Annotated in this window: 10 protein-coding genes; all 10 read left to right on the top strand. The window is 38.8% G+C overall.

Annotated features, from left to right (window positions below; all coding sequences use genetic code 11):
• Positions 1 to 930 carry a carbohydrate kinase family protein gene (locus HA632_RS06730; protein WP_176306438.1) on the top strand — a complete coding sequence of 310 codons (930 nt, stop codon included), beginning with the start codon at positions 1 to 3 and terminating at the stop codon, positions 928 to 930.
• A gap of 152 nt (positions 931 to 1,082) precedes the next feature.
• Positions 1,083 to 3,374, top strand: a complete 2,292-nt coding sequence (locus HA632_RS06725; protein WP_176306437.1) for an NADP-dependent malic enzyme — start codon at positions 1,083 to 1,085, stop codon at positions 3,372 to 3,374.
• Positions 3,375 to 3,456: 82 nt separating this feature from the next.
• The gene (gene ruvA / locus HA632_RS06720) at positions 3,457 to 4,038 is read left to right on the top strand and encodes a Holliday junction branch migration protein RuvA (protein ID WP_176306436.1); all 582 of its coding nucleotides are present in this window, start codon (positions 3,457 to 3,459) and stop codon (positions 4,036 to 4,038) included.
• A gap of 60 nt (positions 4,039 to 4,098) precedes the next feature.
• Positions 4,099 to 11,355, top strand: a complete 7,257-nt coding sequence (gene sprA / locus HA632_RS06715) for a cell surface protein SprA (protein ID WP_176307155.1) — start codon at positions 4,099 to 4,101, stop codon at positions 11,353 to 11,355.
• 128 nt (positions 11,356 to 11,483) lie between these two features.
• The gene (gene gcvH, locus HA632_RS06710) at positions 11,484 to 11,864 is read left to right on the top strand and encodes a glycine cleavage system protein GcvH (RefSeq protein ID WP_176306435.1); all 381 of its coding nucleotides are present in this window, start codon (positions 11,484 to 11,486) and stop codon (positions 11,862 to 11,864) included.
• Between the two features lie 73 nt (positions 11,865 to 11,937).
• A complete protein-coding gene (locus HA632_RS06705; protein ID WP_176306434.1) occupies positions 11,938 to 12,228 on the top strand; it encodes a VanZ family protein in 291 nt (96 codons plus the stop codon).
• A gap of 79 nt (positions 12,229 to 12,307) precedes the next feature.
• Complete coding sequence (gene deoC / locus HA632_RS06700) at positions 12,308 to 13,051, top strand: deoxyribose-phosphate aldolase (RefSeq protein ID WP_176306433.1); 744 nt, start codon at positions 12,308 to 12,310, stop codon at positions 13,049 to 13,051.
• 18 nt (positions 13,052 to 13,069) lie between these two features.
• Positions 13,070 to 15,184 carry a gliding motility protein RemB gene (locus HA632_RS06695; protein WP_176306432.1) on the top strand — a complete coding sequence of 705 codons (2,115 nt, stop codon included), beginning with the start codon at positions 13,070 to 13,072 and terminating at the stop codon, positions 15,182 to 15,184.
• A gap of 287 nt (positions 15,185 to 15,471) precedes the next feature.
• A complete protein-coding gene (locus tag HA632_RS06690) occupies positions 15,472 to 16,092 on the top strand; it encodes a fasciclin domain-containing protein (protein WP_176306431.1) in 621 nt (206 codons plus the stop codon).
• Between the two features lie 395 nt (positions 16,093 to 16,487).
• Positions 16,488 to 17,803 (top strand): SdrD B-like domain-containing protein (locus HA632_RS06685; protein WP_176306430.1); only part of this gene is annotated, 1,316 nt, incomplete at its 3' end.

Below are 17,803 nucleotides of genomic sequence, written 5' to 3'. Positions count from 1 at the left end.
TTGAAAACTATAGACATCATAAGCATAGGAGAGGTTTTGATTGATTTTATCGGTCATGAGGTCAATACTTCTATCAACAGAACCAAAGATTATCATCGCTTTTTGGGCGGTTCACCAACCAATGTGGCGGTTAATGCCTCGCGATTGGGATTGAATGCTGTTCTCGTGGCTTCTTGCGGTCAAGATGGTTTGGGTGATTATGTCATCCGAAAATTGAAAGCCAATCACGTTAATACCAATCATATCGGAAAATCAGAAACGGTTCCGACTTCAGTGATTTTTGTCTCAAAATCGACCGAAACGCCTGATTTTATCCCGTATCGTCAAGCCGATTGTGAAATTTTTGAAAGCCAGTTGCCCGATGAAGTTATCGCCGAAGCTAAAATATTTCACACCACTTGTTTTGCTTTGAGTAAAAACCCGGCGAGACAAACTATTCTGAATCGTGCCAAAAAAGCCAAAGCATTGGGATTGCAACTCAGTATCGATATCAATTTTTCTGAGCGCATTTGGCCCGACAGAGAAGAAGCAAAAGTGGTACTCAAAGAGTATTTGGCCAATGATCCGTTAGTAAAATTAAGCGAAGACGATTGTTACCGACTTTTCGCGGCCGTAAAATCGGAAGAATATATTTTCGATTATTTTCACAGTTTAGGGGCTTCCACGATTTGTTTGACCAAAGGAAAAAACGGGGTAGTAGTTTCGGATATTCATCAAGGATTGTTTTTTCAAAAAGCCATTCCCATTGAAGAAGTAAAAGACACTACAGGTGCCGGAGATGCGTTTTGGACCGGATTTTTATACGCCCAATTGCATCAAAAAAGTTTGGAAGCAACCATGACAGTGGCTCAAAAGTTAGCGGCTATCAAACTCCAAAATGTAGGCAGATTGCCCGATAATATCAACATTAAAGCATTGATTCAAGAATAAGTGCCAATCAGAAGTTAAGTTAGTTTTATTGAGGAAAAGCTGTAATGATAAATTGCGGCTTTTTTGTTTATGAGTTTGTGCAAAAAGAAAGCCCTAAAAATTTCCTTTTTAAGTTGAGTCTTCTACCTTTGTAATTCTCAACCATAAAGAAAATGAACAAATACAGCAAGCGACGAGAAGCACTTTTATACCACGCCAAACCTACGCCGGGTAAGATTCAAGTAGTGCCCACCAAAAAATATGCGACCCAAAGAGATTTGTCTCTGGCCTATTCTCCCGGTGTGGCGGAACCTTGTTTGGAAATTGCCAAAGATGTCAATAATGTTTATAAATATACTGCCAAAGGAAATTTGGTTGCCGTTATCAGTAACGGTACAGCCGTTTTAGGATTGGGCGACATTGGTCCCGAGGCTTCAAAACCGGTGATGGAAGGTAAAGCATTGCTCTTTAAAATCTTTGCCGGAATTGATGTTTTTGATATTGAAGTCGGAACCAAAGATGTCGATGCTTTTATTGAAACCGTAAAAAATATTGCCCCCACTTTTGGAGGGATTAATTTGGAAGATATCAAAGCGCCCGAGTCATTTGAAATCGAAAGGCGTTTGGTGGAAGAGTTGAATATTCCGGTGATGCACGATGATCAACACGGAACAGCAATTATTTCATCAGCAGCTTTGTTGAACGCTTTAGAGTTGGCCAAAAAGAAAACGACCGAAGTAAAAATTGTGGTTTCCGGTGCCGGATCTGCAGCTTTGGCCTGTGCTAATTTATATATTTTATTAGGGGTAAAACCTGAAAATATCATCATGTTCGATAAAGACGGCGTACTGTCTTCAGAACGAACGGATTTGTCCGATTTGCAAAAAAGATATGCTCATGGTAAACCCGGAACTACTTTGACACAAGCATTAGTAGGAGCTGATGTTTTCTTAGGATTGTCTGCAGGAAATATTATGTCACCGGAAATGCTTTTAGGGATGGCCAAAAACCCGATTGTTTTTGCCATGGCGAATCCTATTCCTGAGATTGATTACGATTTGGCCGTTGCAACAAGGAAAGATATCATTATGGCTACCGGACGTTCGGATCATCCTAATCAAGTAAATAATGTGTTAGGTTTTCCATATATTTTCCGTGGTGCTTTGGATGTTCGTGCAACCAAAATCAACGAAGAAATGAAAATGGCAGCGGTGCATGCTTTGGCAGAATTGGCGAAAGAACCCGTACCCGAGCAAGTCAATATTGCTTATGGCGAAACCCGTTTGAACTTTGGGAAAGAGTATATCATTCCCAAACCATTCGACCCGAGATTGATTACACAAGTCGCTCCGGCTGTAGCCAAAGCGGCTATGAATTCGGGCGTGGCATTGCATCCGATTACGGATTGGGACAAATATGAAGAAGAATTATTAGAGCGTTTAGGTTCCGATAATAAAATGGTGCGTTTGTTGACCAATCGGGCAAAGACTGATCCAAAACGTGTGGTGTTTGCGGAAGCCGATCATTTAGATGTATTAAAAGCAGCACAAATTGCTTACGAAGAAGGTATCGCTCATCCCATATTATTAGGAAATAAAGAATTGATTTTGGAACTAAAAGAGGAACTTGGTTTTGATGCCGACGTGCCAATTTTTGACCCCAAAACCAAAGAGGAAGACCAACGCCGAATGAACTATGCTGAAATTTATTGGAAGTCAAGACAACGCAGAGGAATCTCGTTGCTGGATGCCCAAAAATGGATGCGCGAACGCAATTATTTTGCCGCGATGATGGTGAATGAAGGAGATGCAGATGCGATGGTTTCCGGTTATTCGAGAAGTTATCCGTCAACGGTAAAGCCTTTGATGCAGTTAATTGGAAAGGCACCGGGAATCACTTTGATTGCCACCACCAATATGATGATGACCAATCGTGGCCCCATGTTTTTATCGGATACGGCGATTAACCCGAATCCAACCGCGGATGAATTGGCCAAAATCGCTTTGATGACCGCCAAAACCGTACGTATGTTTGGGATGGAACCGGTAATTGCCATGGTTTCGTTTTCTAACTTTGGTTCGTCTGCGCATGAAAGTGCCACAAAAGTGAGAGAAGCAGTGGCTTATTTGCATAAATATTATCCGGATTTAGTGGTAGACGGAGAGATTCAAACTGATTTTGCCTTGAATGCCGAAATGCTCAAAAATAAATTTCCTTTCTCAAAATTGGCCGGAAAAAAAGTAAACACATTAATTTTCCCGAATTTGGAAGCTGCCAATATTAATTACAAGCTTTTGAAAGAGTTGTACAAAGTGGATTCTGTTGGGCCGATTATGTTGGGAATGGAGAAGGCGGTTCACATTTTCCAATTGGGTGCCAGCGTCGAAGAAATGGTCAATATGGTCGCCGTTTCGGTAGTTGATGCTCAGGAAAAAGAGAAGAGAAAAAAGATGACAACTAAATAGTTTTTGTAATATTGTTCAGATATTGCAAAGAGATGATGTCAGTTGAAGAATTTTGCTATATTTGGAATAGATTTGAATTAAAATGATTGCACATATTCAAGGGAAATTAGTAGAAAAAACACCAACCGAAGTTGTAATTGACTGCAATGGTGTAGGCTATCATATTAATATTTCCTTGCACACATTTTCCTTACTTCCCGGCACAGATTTCATCAAGTTATTTACCTATCTTCAAATCAAAGAAGATGCTCATTCGCTTTTTGGTTTTGTCGAAAAATCAGAGAGAGAATTGTTTAAGTTACTATTGTCAGTTTCAGGAATAGGTGCCAGCATTGCTCGTACGATGTTGTCGTCTTTAGATCCTAAACAAATTATTCATGCCATAGGAAGCGGCGATGTGGGAACCATACAATCTATCAAAGGAATCGGCAATAAAACCGCCCAAAGGGTAATCTTGGATTTGAAAGAAAAAGTGTTAAAAATCTATGACTTAGACGAAATTTCTGCCTCACAACACAATATTAACAGAGAAGAATCGTTATCTGCTTTGGAGGTCTTGGGTTATGTTAGGAAAAATGCCGAAAAAGTGGTGGATAAAATCATTAAAGAAAACGCTGAAGCCACTGTGGAAACAATAATAAAACAAGCATTAAAAAATTTATAATTCTTGGAAACAATATACGCTACGAAATCATTCTTTAACTTGAAAAAATTCCTTTTGGGAATGATTTTGCTTATAGGAGCAAATGCCTTTTCTCAAGTTACTCCGACGCCAACAACACCTCAAGATAGCACGGGATATGCTACCGGAAGAATGGAAATTAAGAATCCCAACAGTATCGTGAACGCCTATAAATATGACCCGGTGACCAATCGGTATATTTACACCAGTACTTTTGAAGGTTTTAATATCAATTACCCGCTCATCTTAACCCCAAAAGAATACCAAGAATTAGTACTTCGCGAATCGATGCGCGAATATTTCAAGAAAAAATCAGATGCTATCGACGGTAAAAAAGACGGTAGTGAAGCCGCCAAAAAAGATTTATTGCCGAGGTATTATGTCAATTCTGGATTTTTTGAAACTATTTTCGGAGGAAATACCATCGACGTAAAACCAACCGGTTCCGTAGAGATGGATTTGGGTGTACGCTACACCAAACAAGACAATCCGGCTTTTTCACCCAGAAACAGAGCGCAAACCACTTTCGATTTTGACCAAAGAATCAGCATGAGTTTGATGGGTAAAGTAGGAACCCGCTTGAATGTGAATGCCAATTATGACACGGAGTCGACTTTTGCATTTCAAAACCTTATCAAATTAGAATACACACCAACCGAAGACGATATTATTCAAAAAATTGAAGTCGGAAACGTAAGCATGCCGTTGACCAACTCTTTAATTCGCGGCGCCCAAAGTTTATTTGGGGTCAAAGCCCAATTGCAATTTGGTAAAACCACTGTAACCGGCGTTTTTTCGGAGCAGAAATCACAAACCAAATCGGTTATGGCACAAGGCGGCGGAACGATTCAAGATTTTGAAATCTTCGGATTAGATTACGATTCCGACCGACACTTTTTCTTGTCCCAATATTTTAGAAACAAATACGACGAGGCACTTCAGAATTACCCGTTAATCAGTAGTCGTGTCCAAATAACCCGTATAGAAGTTTGGGTAACTAACAGACAAAATCGAGTAAGCACGACCAACAACAACTTGAGAAATATTATTGCGCTTCAGGATTTAGGAGAATCCAGATTGAGCGGTTTTACCGATGATAAAATTGTGGCAGTTGAGCAAAACGAGATTGACAACAACAACTTCTTTTTGAATACTGCAGTTGACGCACCTTCAGACAATAAAAACAACAAGTACGATCCGGGATTGATTGTAACCGGAGGCGGTATTCTTAACACAAATATCCGTGATATTGTTACTTCTTCCGAAGGGTTTACCTATGCTTCTGTACTTCCGCCGACGCCTGAATCTATCGCCGATGAAGGAACAGATTATTCTAAGTTAGAGAACGCGAGAAAATTGGCACCAAACGAATTTACTTTCCACCCGCAATTGGGTTATGTTTCCCTTCAACAGCGATTGGCGAATGACGAGGTTTTAGCGGTAGCTTACCAATATACTATTGGGGATGAAGTATACCAAGTGGGAGAGTTCGGAACAGACGGTGTCGATGCGACCATAGTAAATGAAACGGATCCTGCTAATCAAGCCGTGTCTTCACAAAGTTTGATTTTGAAAATGTTAAAAAGTAACTTGACCAATGTTCAAAAGCCTATTTGGAACTTGATGATGAAAAATATCTATCAAATCCCGGGCGCTTTTCAGTTGGAACAAGAAGATTTCAGATTGAATATTTTATACACAGATCCCTCGCCGATTAATTATATCACACCGGTTACCGGAACTCCTTTTCCAACGACTACCGACCCTAATCTGTTAGTCGCAGAAACACCATTACTTAAAGTCTTTAACATTGATCGTCTCAACTATAACAACGACCCGCAAGCCGGAGGAGACGGATTCTTTGATTTTATGCCGGGCTTAACGGTTGACCAACAAAATGGTAGAATTATTTTCACCACTGTAGAGCCTTTTGGTAAACTTATTTTTGATAAATTAAAATTAGCAGCAGAAGATTATTACGATGAGAATACTTATAATGGAAACCAACAAAAGTTTGTCTTCCGAAGCATGTATTCCAGTACCCAAGCCGGTGCACTACAAGATGCTGCTAAGAATAAATTCCAACTTAAGGGAAGATTCAAATCGGCCGGCGGCGATGGGATTCCAATTGGAGCCTATAACGTACCGAGAGGTTCGGTAGTAGTTACTGCCGGTGGAAGAGTTTTACAAGAAGGCATTGATTACAGTGTGAATTATCAAGCAGGTAGAGTTCAGATTTTAGATCCTTCATTACAAGCTTCAAATACACCGATTCAGGTTTCCGTTGAAAACAATGCTACTTTTGGTCAACAGACCAGAAGGTTTATGGGGATTAATGTTGAACATAAGTTTTCGGATAAATTCTTGGTTGGCGGTACTTTTATCAAAATGACAGAAAGACCATTTACCCAAAAATCAAATTACGGACAAGAATCTGTTAACAATAGTATTTTTGGTTTCAATGCCAATTATTCGACAGAGATTCCTTTTTTAACCCGATTGGCCAACAAATTACCTAATGTCGATACTGATGTGCCGTCAAATTTATCGGTAAGAGGCGAAATAGCCTTTTTACAACCGGATACACCAAAAGCCGATCAATTTCAAGGAGAGTCGACCGTTTATGTAGATGATTTTGAAGGTTCACAAACCACTATTGATATGCGTTCGCCTTTGTCATGGTCATTGTCCAGCGTTCCGAAATGGCAATCCGGCGTAAGTTATCCCGATTTTGGATCAACATCAGCTGATTTAAATTATGGATACAAGAGAGCCAAATTAAACTGGTACACCATTGACCCGACAATTTATGTACAAACGCCGGGAGATATAGGTCAAGACGGAATCTCTTTAAACAGCACCCGTAGAATTTTCAACAGAGAATTATTCCCTAATGAAGAACTTACCGTAGGGCAAACAACGGTAATCAATACACTAGACTTAACCTATTATCCACAAGAAAGAGGACCATATAATTATAATCCTGAAGCATTAAATCCGTCAGGGTTTTTAAACCCGGAAAATAATTTTGGAGGGATCACTCGCGCGATTAATTCAACCAACTTTGAACAAAGCAATGTAGAATACATTCAGTTTTGGGTGATGGATCCTTATTATGACCCTGCCAACCCTACGGCTGTTCCGAGTAATACCAATGTGGGTCAACTGTATTTCAACTTAGGGGAAATATCTGAAGATGTATTGAAAGATGCGCGCAAACAATATGAAAACGGTTTGCCTTCTAATCCAACTTCTACAGCATTGACCAGTCCGACAGTTTGGGGAAGAGTTCCTTCTTCTCAATCACTTATTTATGCTTTTGATGTAGACGGCGCCAATAGAGCTGCTCAAGATGTTGGTCTTGACGGTATCAATGATACTGCTGAAAGAAACCTACAAAATATTGGTGGCTATGCGGCTTTGCCGGATCCCGCAGCGGATAATTATCAGTACTTTTTAAGCGCTCCGGGAACCAGTGTTCAAGAACGTTACAGAGACTATAATGGTTTGGAAGGCAATTCACCGGTAAGTGTTTCTGATGCCAACAGAGGTTCAACCACTATTCCGGATGTTGAAGACATTAACCGCGACAATACCATGAATACGGTAGATGCTTATTATGAGTATAAAATCGATATCCAACCGAACATGGTTGTAGGTCAAAATTATATTACTGATGTAAGAGAAACCGAAATACCCGACTTGCCTAATGGAACAACAACCAATGCTCGCTGGTACCAATTTAAAATTCCGGTATCGCAACCTACCACTACTGTTGGGAGTATTTCTGATTTCCGTTCTATCCGTTTCATGAGAATGTTCATGACCGGATTTACAGAACCGGTTACCCTTCGTTTCGGGGCTTTGGATTTGGTTCGTGGCGAATGGAGAAGATACGATCAATCATTCCAACCCACCGATAGTGATCCGACGGATGATGATACCAACTTTGACGTATTGGCAGTGAACATTCAGGAAAATGCACAAAGACTTCCAATTCCGTATGTATTGCCTCCGGGAGTTGTGCGAGAAGAAGTCAACAATAACAATCAAGTCATCAGCCAAAATGAGCAATCTTTATCTTTAAGAGCTTCAGGTGACGGATTGGAAGTTGGTGATTCAAGAGCCGTATTTAAAAATGTCCAAATCGATATGCGTCAGTTCAACAAATTAAAAATGTTTTTACACGCAGAAGCTTTGCCTACAGATGCATCACCGCTTCAAGATGACCAAATGGTTGCTTTTGTCCGTTTTGGAAATGACTTTACCAATAACTTTTACCAAGTTGAGATTCCTTTGAAAGTGACAGTTCCTAGTGTCGGTTCAGCAGATCCCGAATTAATTTGGCCAGAAGAAAATGAAATCAATTTGGCCATGTCTTTATTGACCAGAATGAAAGTGCAGGCGTTGAGTTTTGACTTTACTTCTTTGCCACCTTCAGCTGACGGAGTTTACTATCCGGATGATAATACCACCGATGGTGATGGTGATGAAACCTTAAAATTAGGAATCAAAGGAAATCCAAACTTTGGTTTGGTTAGAACCTTAATGGTTGGAATCAAAAATAATCACACTGACAGGGTTAGAGGTGAAGTTTGGTTCAACGAATTGCGCATCGCCGACATGAGCAACAAAGGCGGTATGGCAGCGGTTTTAAATATCGATTCCAACATGGCTGATTTTGCGACAATTTCGGCCACCGGAAGAATGAGTACTATTGGTTTCGGTGCTCTTGAAGAAGGACCAAACGAAAGAAGCAGAGAAGATGTTCAACAATATAATATTGTGACCAATTTTAGTTTGGGTAAATTATTACCTAAAAAATGGGGCATCAATTTGCCTTTCAATTATGCTGTTGGCGAAGAAACAATTACTCCGGAATACGATCCATTTAACCAAGACATCCGATTAGAACAATTGATAAACAACACCGCGGATGCTGCTGAAAGAGAAAACATCAGAGACCGCGCTATAGATTATACGAAAAGAACAAGCATCAACTTTATAGGCGTTAAAAAAGAACGCGCTCCTGAGCAAAAGCAACGCATTTATGATCCGGAGAATTTGACTCTTTCTTATTCATATAATGAAGTTGAAAAGCACAATTATGAAATTGAAAATTATATCGATCAGCAAGTAAGCACGTCGGTTGATTATACCTATGCTTTCAAACCAAAAGCCATAGAGCCTTTTAAGAAAAGTAAGTTTTTGAAAAAAAGCGAGTATTGGAAAATGTTGAGTGATTTTAACTTCAATTACCTTCCGGCCAGTATTTCATTCAGTTCGAATATTATCAGACAGTACAACAGACAACAGTTCAGACAAGTTGATGTTGATGGAATACCATTGGATCCTTTATTCAGACGAAACTATATGTTTAATTACCAATATGGTTTCAACTACAACATTACTAAAGCATTAAAAGTAAACTTCACGGCAGCATCACATAATATTGTTCGCTCTTATTTAAATGAAGACAATGTGCCGGATAACAGTTATACCATTTGGACAGACTTTTGGAACATCGGAACGCCTAACCAACACAACCAACAAATCGTGGTGAATTATGATTTACCTGTCAATAAATTGCCTTTCTTGTCCTTTGTAAAATCGACTTATTCTTATACCGGTGATTACAGTTGGCAACGTTCTTCTTTGGCATTGTCCTCAGTAACTTTAAACGGTGTAGATTATAACTTAGGAAATACAATTCAAAATTCAGGTTCTCACCGATTGAATACTGCTTTCAATATGGAGACTTTCTATAAGTACATTGGATTGGGTAAAAAACCGCCGACAGCACCATCAAGACCAACGGCCTTACCAAAACCTGGAGAGAAAATCACCAATACCAAAGCACAACCTGCAGGCAATACCAATGTATTTTTGAATGGATTGAAAGGCGTACTGACCAGTGTCAAAAATGTTCAAATTAACTACACCCGAAATGAAGGAACCATGCTACCGGGATTCTTGCCTAGTTTAGGATTCTTTGGTTCGGCTAAGCCTAGTTTAGGATTCGTGTTTGGAGCACAAGATGATATTCGTTTTGAAGCTGCCAAAAGAGGTTGGTTAACTACTTATCCTGAATTTAATCAAAATTACACTCAAGTAATTACCAAAACATTGGAAATGACGGCCAATGTCGATTTGTTCCCGGATTTTAAAATTGATTTAACGGCCAACAGAACTTATGCCGAAAACTTCTCGGAACAATACGATGTTGACCCGGATACCGGATTATACAATCCGCGTTCACCCTATAGTTTTGGAAACTTCTCTATTTCAACGGTTTTGATAGCTACATCATTTAGCAAAAGCGATGAAAATGGTTCGGCTACGTTTGATGATTTCAGAGATAATCGATTGACTATTGCCAATAGATTAGCGGAACAGTATTATGGAGGTGGAAATATTCCAAGATATGGTGTAGCGCCTAACGTAATCCCGAATCCATCAAGTCCTGATTATAATTTCTATATTGCCAATGAAGGTTATCCGATTGGTTTCGGAAAAAACAACCAAGCGGTTTTAGTACCTGCGTTTTTAGCGGCTTATACCGGTGCTTCAGCCGATGGAGTTTCTTTAGGGGCTTTCCGAAATATCCCAATTCCAAACTGGAATGTCAAATACAGTGGATTGATGCGTTACAAGTTCTTCAAAGATACTTTCAAGCGTTTCTCCATTCAACATGCTTACAGAGCTTCTTATACGATAAACTCTTTCCGTTCCAATTTTGATTACAGTGCCACCAATAACGGCCAAGATAATGGCGGAATCGGTAACTTCTATAACAAAATGATTATTGCCAATATCAACTTGGTGGAGCAATTCAACCCGTTGGTAAGACTTGATTTTGAAATGAAAAACTCATTCAAAATCCTGGCCGAAATGAAAAAAGACAGAAGTTTATCCATGAGTTTTGATAATAATTTGTTGACGGAAGTACAAGGACATGAATACATCCTTGGTTTGGGTTACCGATTCAAAGATGTGATTTTCTCCTCTCAATTGGCCGATGATCCAACCGGTATCATCAAAAGTGACATCAATGTTAAGATTGATTTCTCATATAGAAACAACAAAACCATTGTGCGTTACTTAGATTATGACAACAACCAATTGGGCGGTGGACAAAACATTTGGTCAGCCAAGTTAACGGCAGATTATTCGTTTAGCAAAAACCTAACAGCCATTTTCTTCTATGACCACTCGTTCTCTAAACCGGTGATTTCAACTTCGTTCCCGCTGACCAACATCAGAACCGGATTTACGATGCGTTATAATTTTGGAAATTAATAAAGTTTTGAGCTAAAGATTTTAATAATCTGTATAGAAATTATACTTTTGAGGAAAATTTAAATACAACACAAACCCGGGACGTTGCCGAACTATACGGAGCGCATCGGAATAAAACAAACTAACTAATGAATATACCAAGCAATTTAAAGTATACCAAAGACCACGAATGGGTTTTGATTGATGGCGACGTAGCTACCGTAGGAATTACCGATTTCGCGCAAAAAGAATTAGGTGATATCGTTTATGTTGAAGTGGAAACTTTGGATCAAACACTAGACAAGGATGAAGTGTTCGGAACCGTAGAAGCTGTTAAGACTGTTTCTGATTTGTTCTTGCCGCTTTCGGGAGAAATTACAGAATTCAATGAAGACCTGGAAGTAAACCCGGAGCATGTAAACTCTGATCCTTATGGAAAAGGTTGGATGATTAAAGTAAAAATTGCCAATAGTTCTGAAGTTGATGAATTACTCTCCAGTGAAGACTATAAAGCCTTAATCGGTGCTTAAAAAAACAATACTAAGTCTGGCCATCGGCTGGACTTTTTTAATTGCCGTTTTGTGCTTGGTCAAATTTGGAGATTTGCCTAAGATTAAAGTTTCGGGTTTTGACAAGTATGGCCATTTTATCTTTCATTTTGTTTTTACAATGCTTTGGGGATATTATGCTTGGCTCAAGCAACACTCGCTTACCTATAAAAAACTAGCTGCCATAGTGGTGGTTTCGATTTTTTACGGCATTTTAATCGAATTTTTACAGGAAACTTGTACTCAAACAAGGCAAGCCGATCCGCTGGATGTGTTGGCTAATTTTATCGGAGCCATGACCGCTTTCTTGGTTTTAGTTTTCCTAAATAAAAGAAAGAAAATATAAATCTGGTCCTCTGGTCAGATTACCCTAAAAGCCCGTCCCGTTTTTAAGAATGAGACGGATTTTTTTTTACTTTTATGGCATGAATATAAAACAGTACCTCGATTCTACCTATTTGAAAACTTCGGTCCAAGCCGGTTTGTCTGAAACCGAAAATGACACCATTGTTCAAGGGTTCATTCAAGAAGCCATCGACGAAGGTTTCAAATTAATCATGATTAGACCTGATAAAGTCAAAATGGCAAAATCAATGATTGTCAAAGCCAAATCAAAACTGCTTATCGGAACCGTGATTTCTTTTCCCGAAGGAACCAATTCGTTAGAAGAAAAACTAGCCGAAGCCCGACAAGCCATTGAAGATGGCGTAGACGAACTTGATTATGTTTGCAATTACGAGGCCTTCAAAAAAGGGGAAGCCGAATTGGTTAAAACGGAAGTGCTTCAAGGGACCAAACTGGCATTCGAGTACCATAAAGTAGCCAAATGGATTATTGAAGTGGCTGCCTTGACCGATGCCCAGATTATTCAAATTTCGGCTTTGATAAAAAATGTGGTCATTGCCAATTTCAAAGAAGATTGTTATCCGAATGTTTTTGTGAAATCCTCTACCGGTTTTTACAAGACAGAGAATAATTTACCTAACGGTGCTACTTTTCCCGCTGTAATCATGATGCTCGAAAATGCATCGCCTTTACCGGTTAAAGCAGCGGGAGGAGTTCGTACTTACGAAGAGGCTGAAGAAATGATTCGCTTAGGTGTGAAAAGAATAGGTACTTCTGCGGCCAAAACTATTGCTCATGGCGAAACCGCTTCGGGTAATTATTAATACTATTATTCCATTAAGATGAAAAATATAATTTCCTTTTTGTTCTTGTTTACCTTAGTTTCCAACGCCCAAGTAAGGCAAAAAAACACCGAACGATTTCCGGTATTTCCGGCTTGTGAAGGCCAGGAGTTTTCAGCTTTAGAGACTTGTTTTTACAATGAAGTGCAAACTTTTGTATTCAACAATTTCAAAGTGCCCGATGCCTTAAAACAAGGTAATTTCAAAGGAAATGTCATTGTTCTTTTTGAAGTCACCGACCAAGGTAACTTCAAAGTAATTTATGTAGATGCCGTCGATGAAACTTTGGTAACTGAAAGCAAAAGGGTTTTTGGAAAAATGCCAAAAATTAGTCCGGCCACTTATAACGGCAATCCGACTTATGCCAAATACACCATTAAAATTGCCATTCCTTTACAAAGTGTGGCCGAAATGCAAGCGCAAAAAGAGGCTGAAAAAGCACTCGAGAAAACATCACCGGTATACAAACCCAATGATAAGTTTTTAACCGAATTGGACAGTATCAAGTATAAGAAATTTGACAATCCACAGTTTCAAAGTCACTTGAACATTCCTTTTTCGCATAGTTATTATGCACAGTTTGATGATGAAATGAATCAAGTTGGAGCCAATAATCATACCGCTTCCAAACCTTATTCCTATACGGATGTTTCCAAATACTATGATTTGGCTGCCGAAAATCAAAAATTAGCCAAGAACAAACAAAGTTGGTGGGGCAAAAAGTTTTGGAACGAAAATTTGGTCCAAATCCAAGGCGAAGATTATTGGTTTACCTTAAACCCGATTTTAGATTTGCAATTTGGAAAAAGTGACCCGAGTGAAGCCAGTTATACTTATGTCAATACGCGTGGAATTCAGTTTAATGGCGGTTTGGGGAAGGAAATCAATTTTACCACAACGGTTTATGAAAGCCAAGGACGTTTTGCCGATTATTTCAACCGTTATGCTGAATCGCTTGCACCGGCTGGAGGAAATCCGGCGATTATTCCCGGAATCGGTATCGCAAAAAGCTTCAAATCTGATGCGTATGATTTTCCTTTGGCGGAAGCCAATTTGGCTTATACACCAAGCAAGTTCATCAATATGAATTTGGGTTACGGCCGTAATTTTATTGGAGATGGTTATCGTTCATTGCTACTCGGTGATGGAGCGAGCCCTTATCCTTATTTTAAGTTGAACACTTCTTTTTGGAAAATAAAATACACCAACATTTACACTTGGCTAAAAGACGTTCGTCCGGATGTTACCTTAGACCGAACTTATGCCACCAAGTTTGCGGCCAGCCATTATTTGAGTTTGAATGTGACCAAAAGATGGAACATCGGCTTGTTTGAATCCGTGGTTTGGACCAATAAGAATAACCGTGGTTTTGACATGAGTTTTGTGAATCCGATTATTTTTTATCGTTCGGTGGAGTTTGCTTCTTCGGCTCGAAGTGGGAATGCTTTGTTGGGATTAACCTCTAAACTAAAATGGAACAACCAAATCCAGTTTTACGGACAGTTCTTGTTGGATGAATTCTCTTTGAGTGATATCAAAGCCGGAGACAAGAGTTGGAAAAATAAATTCGGTTACCAATTGGGCACCAAATATTTCAATGCCTTCAACATTAAAAACCTTTTAGTTCAGGCGGAATACAATGTCGTTCGCCCTTATGTGTATGCCCACAGTGAAGCGATAACCAATTACGGACACAATAACCAAAGTTTGGGCCACCAATGGGGAGGAAATTTCAGGGAATTGATTGCGATTGCCCGATACCACAACGGACGCTATTTTGCCGATGCTAAATTGACAGTTGGTACTCGCGGTTTGGATTTTAACAACGCTACAGATACTTTCAATTATGGTAGCGACATTTACAGAGACTATGATTTAGAAAGACCTTATGACACCGGAGTGGTTATTGGTCAAGGAAACAAAACCAATGTTTTCATCGCAGATTTACAAGCGGGTTATTTGATTAATCCGGTTTCGAATATGAAATTGTACGGCAGTTTAATCTATAGAAACTTTACTCCGGCCACCGAAACTGCTTTGGCAGTAAAAGAAAGTACTACTTGGTTCTCCATTGGCTTGAGATGCGATATTTTCAATTGGTATTTTGATTATTAGACTATTTTTCTCTTTAGTTAATACTTAAACTTATTCAAAAAAGGTGTCGTTCTCTTAAATGCCTAATAGTTAGGCTGTAATATTCATTTTTACTTATTCAAACGATTGTTAAACTAATGCTAAAGTTGTCTTGGTGTAAATATTTTGTTTAACTTTGAGGAGAAATAATTAAACAAAAATTTGTTTTTTGTCCCCTCTCTCTTCCTACTAGTTTTAAAGCCAATTTTTAATTGGTCAATATTTTTTTGAAAACAACAATTTCAATAATAACATTAAAACTATTCACTATGAAAAACAAAAACTTCAAATTAGTTACAACTTTAAAAGCATTAGCATTGGCAGCTTTTATTTCTTTTGGTTTTACATCTTGTTCTCCGGAGGAGAGTAATGTTGATAACTCAACGGCTTCAAAGCTCACTATCAAAGAAACTCTTGATGCATTGAATCGTGCTCCGGCTCCGGGTCAAACTTCTATTGCCGGTATAGCTGTTGGTGCCGGGTTTAATGAGTTGGTTTCCGCCTTAGTTTACGTGGATACAGAACTTGATACTGAGCTTGTCAACCTTTTTGCCAACGGAACAGACCAATACACGGTATTTGCGCCAACTGATCAAGCGTTCCAAAATTTATATGCAGCTCTAAATGTGGATGGCATTACAGACCTTCCGGCTCCACTAGTTCGTGATGTTTTATTGTATCATGTAACGGAAGGCAGACGTGCTGCGAATAGTGTAGTGCCAAAAAGAGGAACACGTGAAATAACGACCCTTTTGGGAAGTTCTTTTTCGGTAACTCCAACAGGATCTATCAATGCAATAGGGAATACCGCTAATATAACAGCCGCCAATATTTCTGCGTCAAACGGAATTATACATGTAATTGATACCGTAATATTACCTATCAATTAATACACACTTAGAAATTTTTTAGTATGGAAAGAGATCAATATTAATTGGTCTCTTTTTATTTATAATTACTGATAAACCTCTTTTGAAGTAATACAAACAACTCTCTGTTGATGATTTTTCTCAATAAACCACTTGTAATCATTGAAATTAATGTAAGTATTTTACCTTTAAAAAAAATTATCTTTTCAAGATGAAATGCATTTCAACGTTTTTTTTTCGCGACTCGTCAGAATAGGAAAAGTTATTTTTTTTTAACAAAAATGTTCGAGTTTACTTTGTCTTTTCAAATTCAATATTATCTTTTTTTGATATTGTTGTATTTGAAGATTTAAAATAGTCCCAAGCTATTAATTCAGCTACACTTTTTAATTTATTGTTTAATTTTTTCAAATACTATGAGCAAAATTACGAGCCGATGGCAAGGATTTAAAACCAAATCCGTGCTGTTATTTTTAGTCTTCCAATTGCTGTTGTTTGCCTCTAATTCTGTGGCGCAAACAGCTGTAATACAGGATCCGCCTTGTACAGGGAATATAATTCCAATCGTTAACGGGCAAACCATTCAATTTAAAGGCGTTCTTTACAATTACCCTCAAGTAGGTCAATCTACATGGCTTTATTCGGTTAAAGGGGCTACTTCCGGAAACGGGATTAGTCACACTGTTTTTGGCTTAGGACTCAATTGTTTGAATGTAGTTTCAAACAACGGAAGTTTGGCTGCCGGAACCTGGTCTCTAAACAATGGGACCTATTCACTTTCACAAAACAATGTTGCTACTATTGTAAATCCTGATCCAACGACAGGGGCGATAGGGATTAAATTTGATGAAGGTATCAACAATAACGTTACTAAAAATTATTATTTTGTGGTAAATGGAAATTATTTGCCTCAATTAAATACTTTCATTTCAAAATACGGAACGAGTTCTTCGTCTGTTCAGATATGTGGCCCATCTTGTATTCAAAATTTAGGTAGTATCGGAAACTTTGTTTGGAATGATACTAATGCTAATGGAATTCAGGATTCGGGAGAGACCGGAATTGCCGGAGTTACAGTGCAACTTTTAAACAGTTCAAATGTTGTTATTGCAACAACTACCACAAATGCAAATGGAAATTATCTATTTTCTGGCTTAATAGCTGGAACATATACTGTTACTTTTTCAACACCAAATTGTTATTTAAGTTCTCCAGCTTCAACTCCAATTTCAACTGTAAACAATAGCGATGCAGTTGGAGGGGTGGTTTCCAATATTGTTTTGGCTGTAGGTCAAAATATAACTTATGTTGATGCCGGATTTTACTTGCCATCGCCACCTCAAGTATTGTGTTACCAAACTGCTACTTGGAATCCAGTTTCATGTCAGTACGACGTAACCGGTACTCAACCGGAAGCTCCACAAGTATTGTGTTACCAAACTGCTACTTGGAATCCAGTTTCATGTCAGTACGATATAACCGGTACTCAACCGGAAGCTCCACAAGTATTGTGTTATCAAACTGCTACTTGGAATCCAGTTTCATGTCAGTACGATGTAACCGGTACTCAACCGGAAGCTCCACAAGTATTGTGTTATCAAACTGCTACTTGGAATCCAGTTTCATGTCAGTACGACGTAACCGGTACTCAACCGGAAGCTCCACAAGTATTGTGTTATCAAACTGCTACTTGGAATCCAGTTTCATGTCAGTACGATGTAACCGGTACTCA

Source organism: Flavobacterium sp. J49 (assembly GCF_011742145.1).
Taxonomy (GTDB): domain Bacteria; phylum Bacteroidota; class Bacteroidia; order Flavobacteriales; family Flavobacteriaceae; genus Flavobacterium.
Note: the sequence above shows the minus strand (reverse complement) of the source record. Positions and strands in the feature narration are given on the sequence as shown.

Coding starts and splice junctions, on each gene's coding strand:
- ruvA (WP_176306436.1), top strand. CDS start 3,457: ATGATTGCACATATTCAAGGGAAATTAGTAGAAAAAACACCAACCGAA.
- sprA (WP_176307155.1), top strand. CDS start 4,099: ATGATTTTGCTTATAGGAGCAAATGCCTTTTCTCAAGTTACTCCGACG.
- deoC (WP_176306433.1), top strand. CDS start 12,308: ATGAATATAAAACAGTACCTCGATTCTACCTATTTGAAAACTTCGGTC.
- HA632_RS06725 (WP_176306437.1), top strand. CDS start 1,083: ATGAACAAATACAGCAAGCGACGAGAAGCACTTTTATACCACGCCAAA.
- gcvH (WP_176306435.1), top strand. CDS start 11,484: ATGAATATACCAAGCAATTTAAAGTATACCAAAGACCACGAATGGGTT.
- HA632_RS06690 (WP_176306431.1), top strand. CDS start 15,472: ATGAAAAACAAAAACTTCAAATTAGTTACAACTTTAAAAGCATTAGCA.
- HA632_RS06695 (WP_176306432.1), top strand. CDS start 13,070: ATGAAAAATATAATTTCCTTTTTGTTCTTGTTTACCTTAGTTTCCAAC.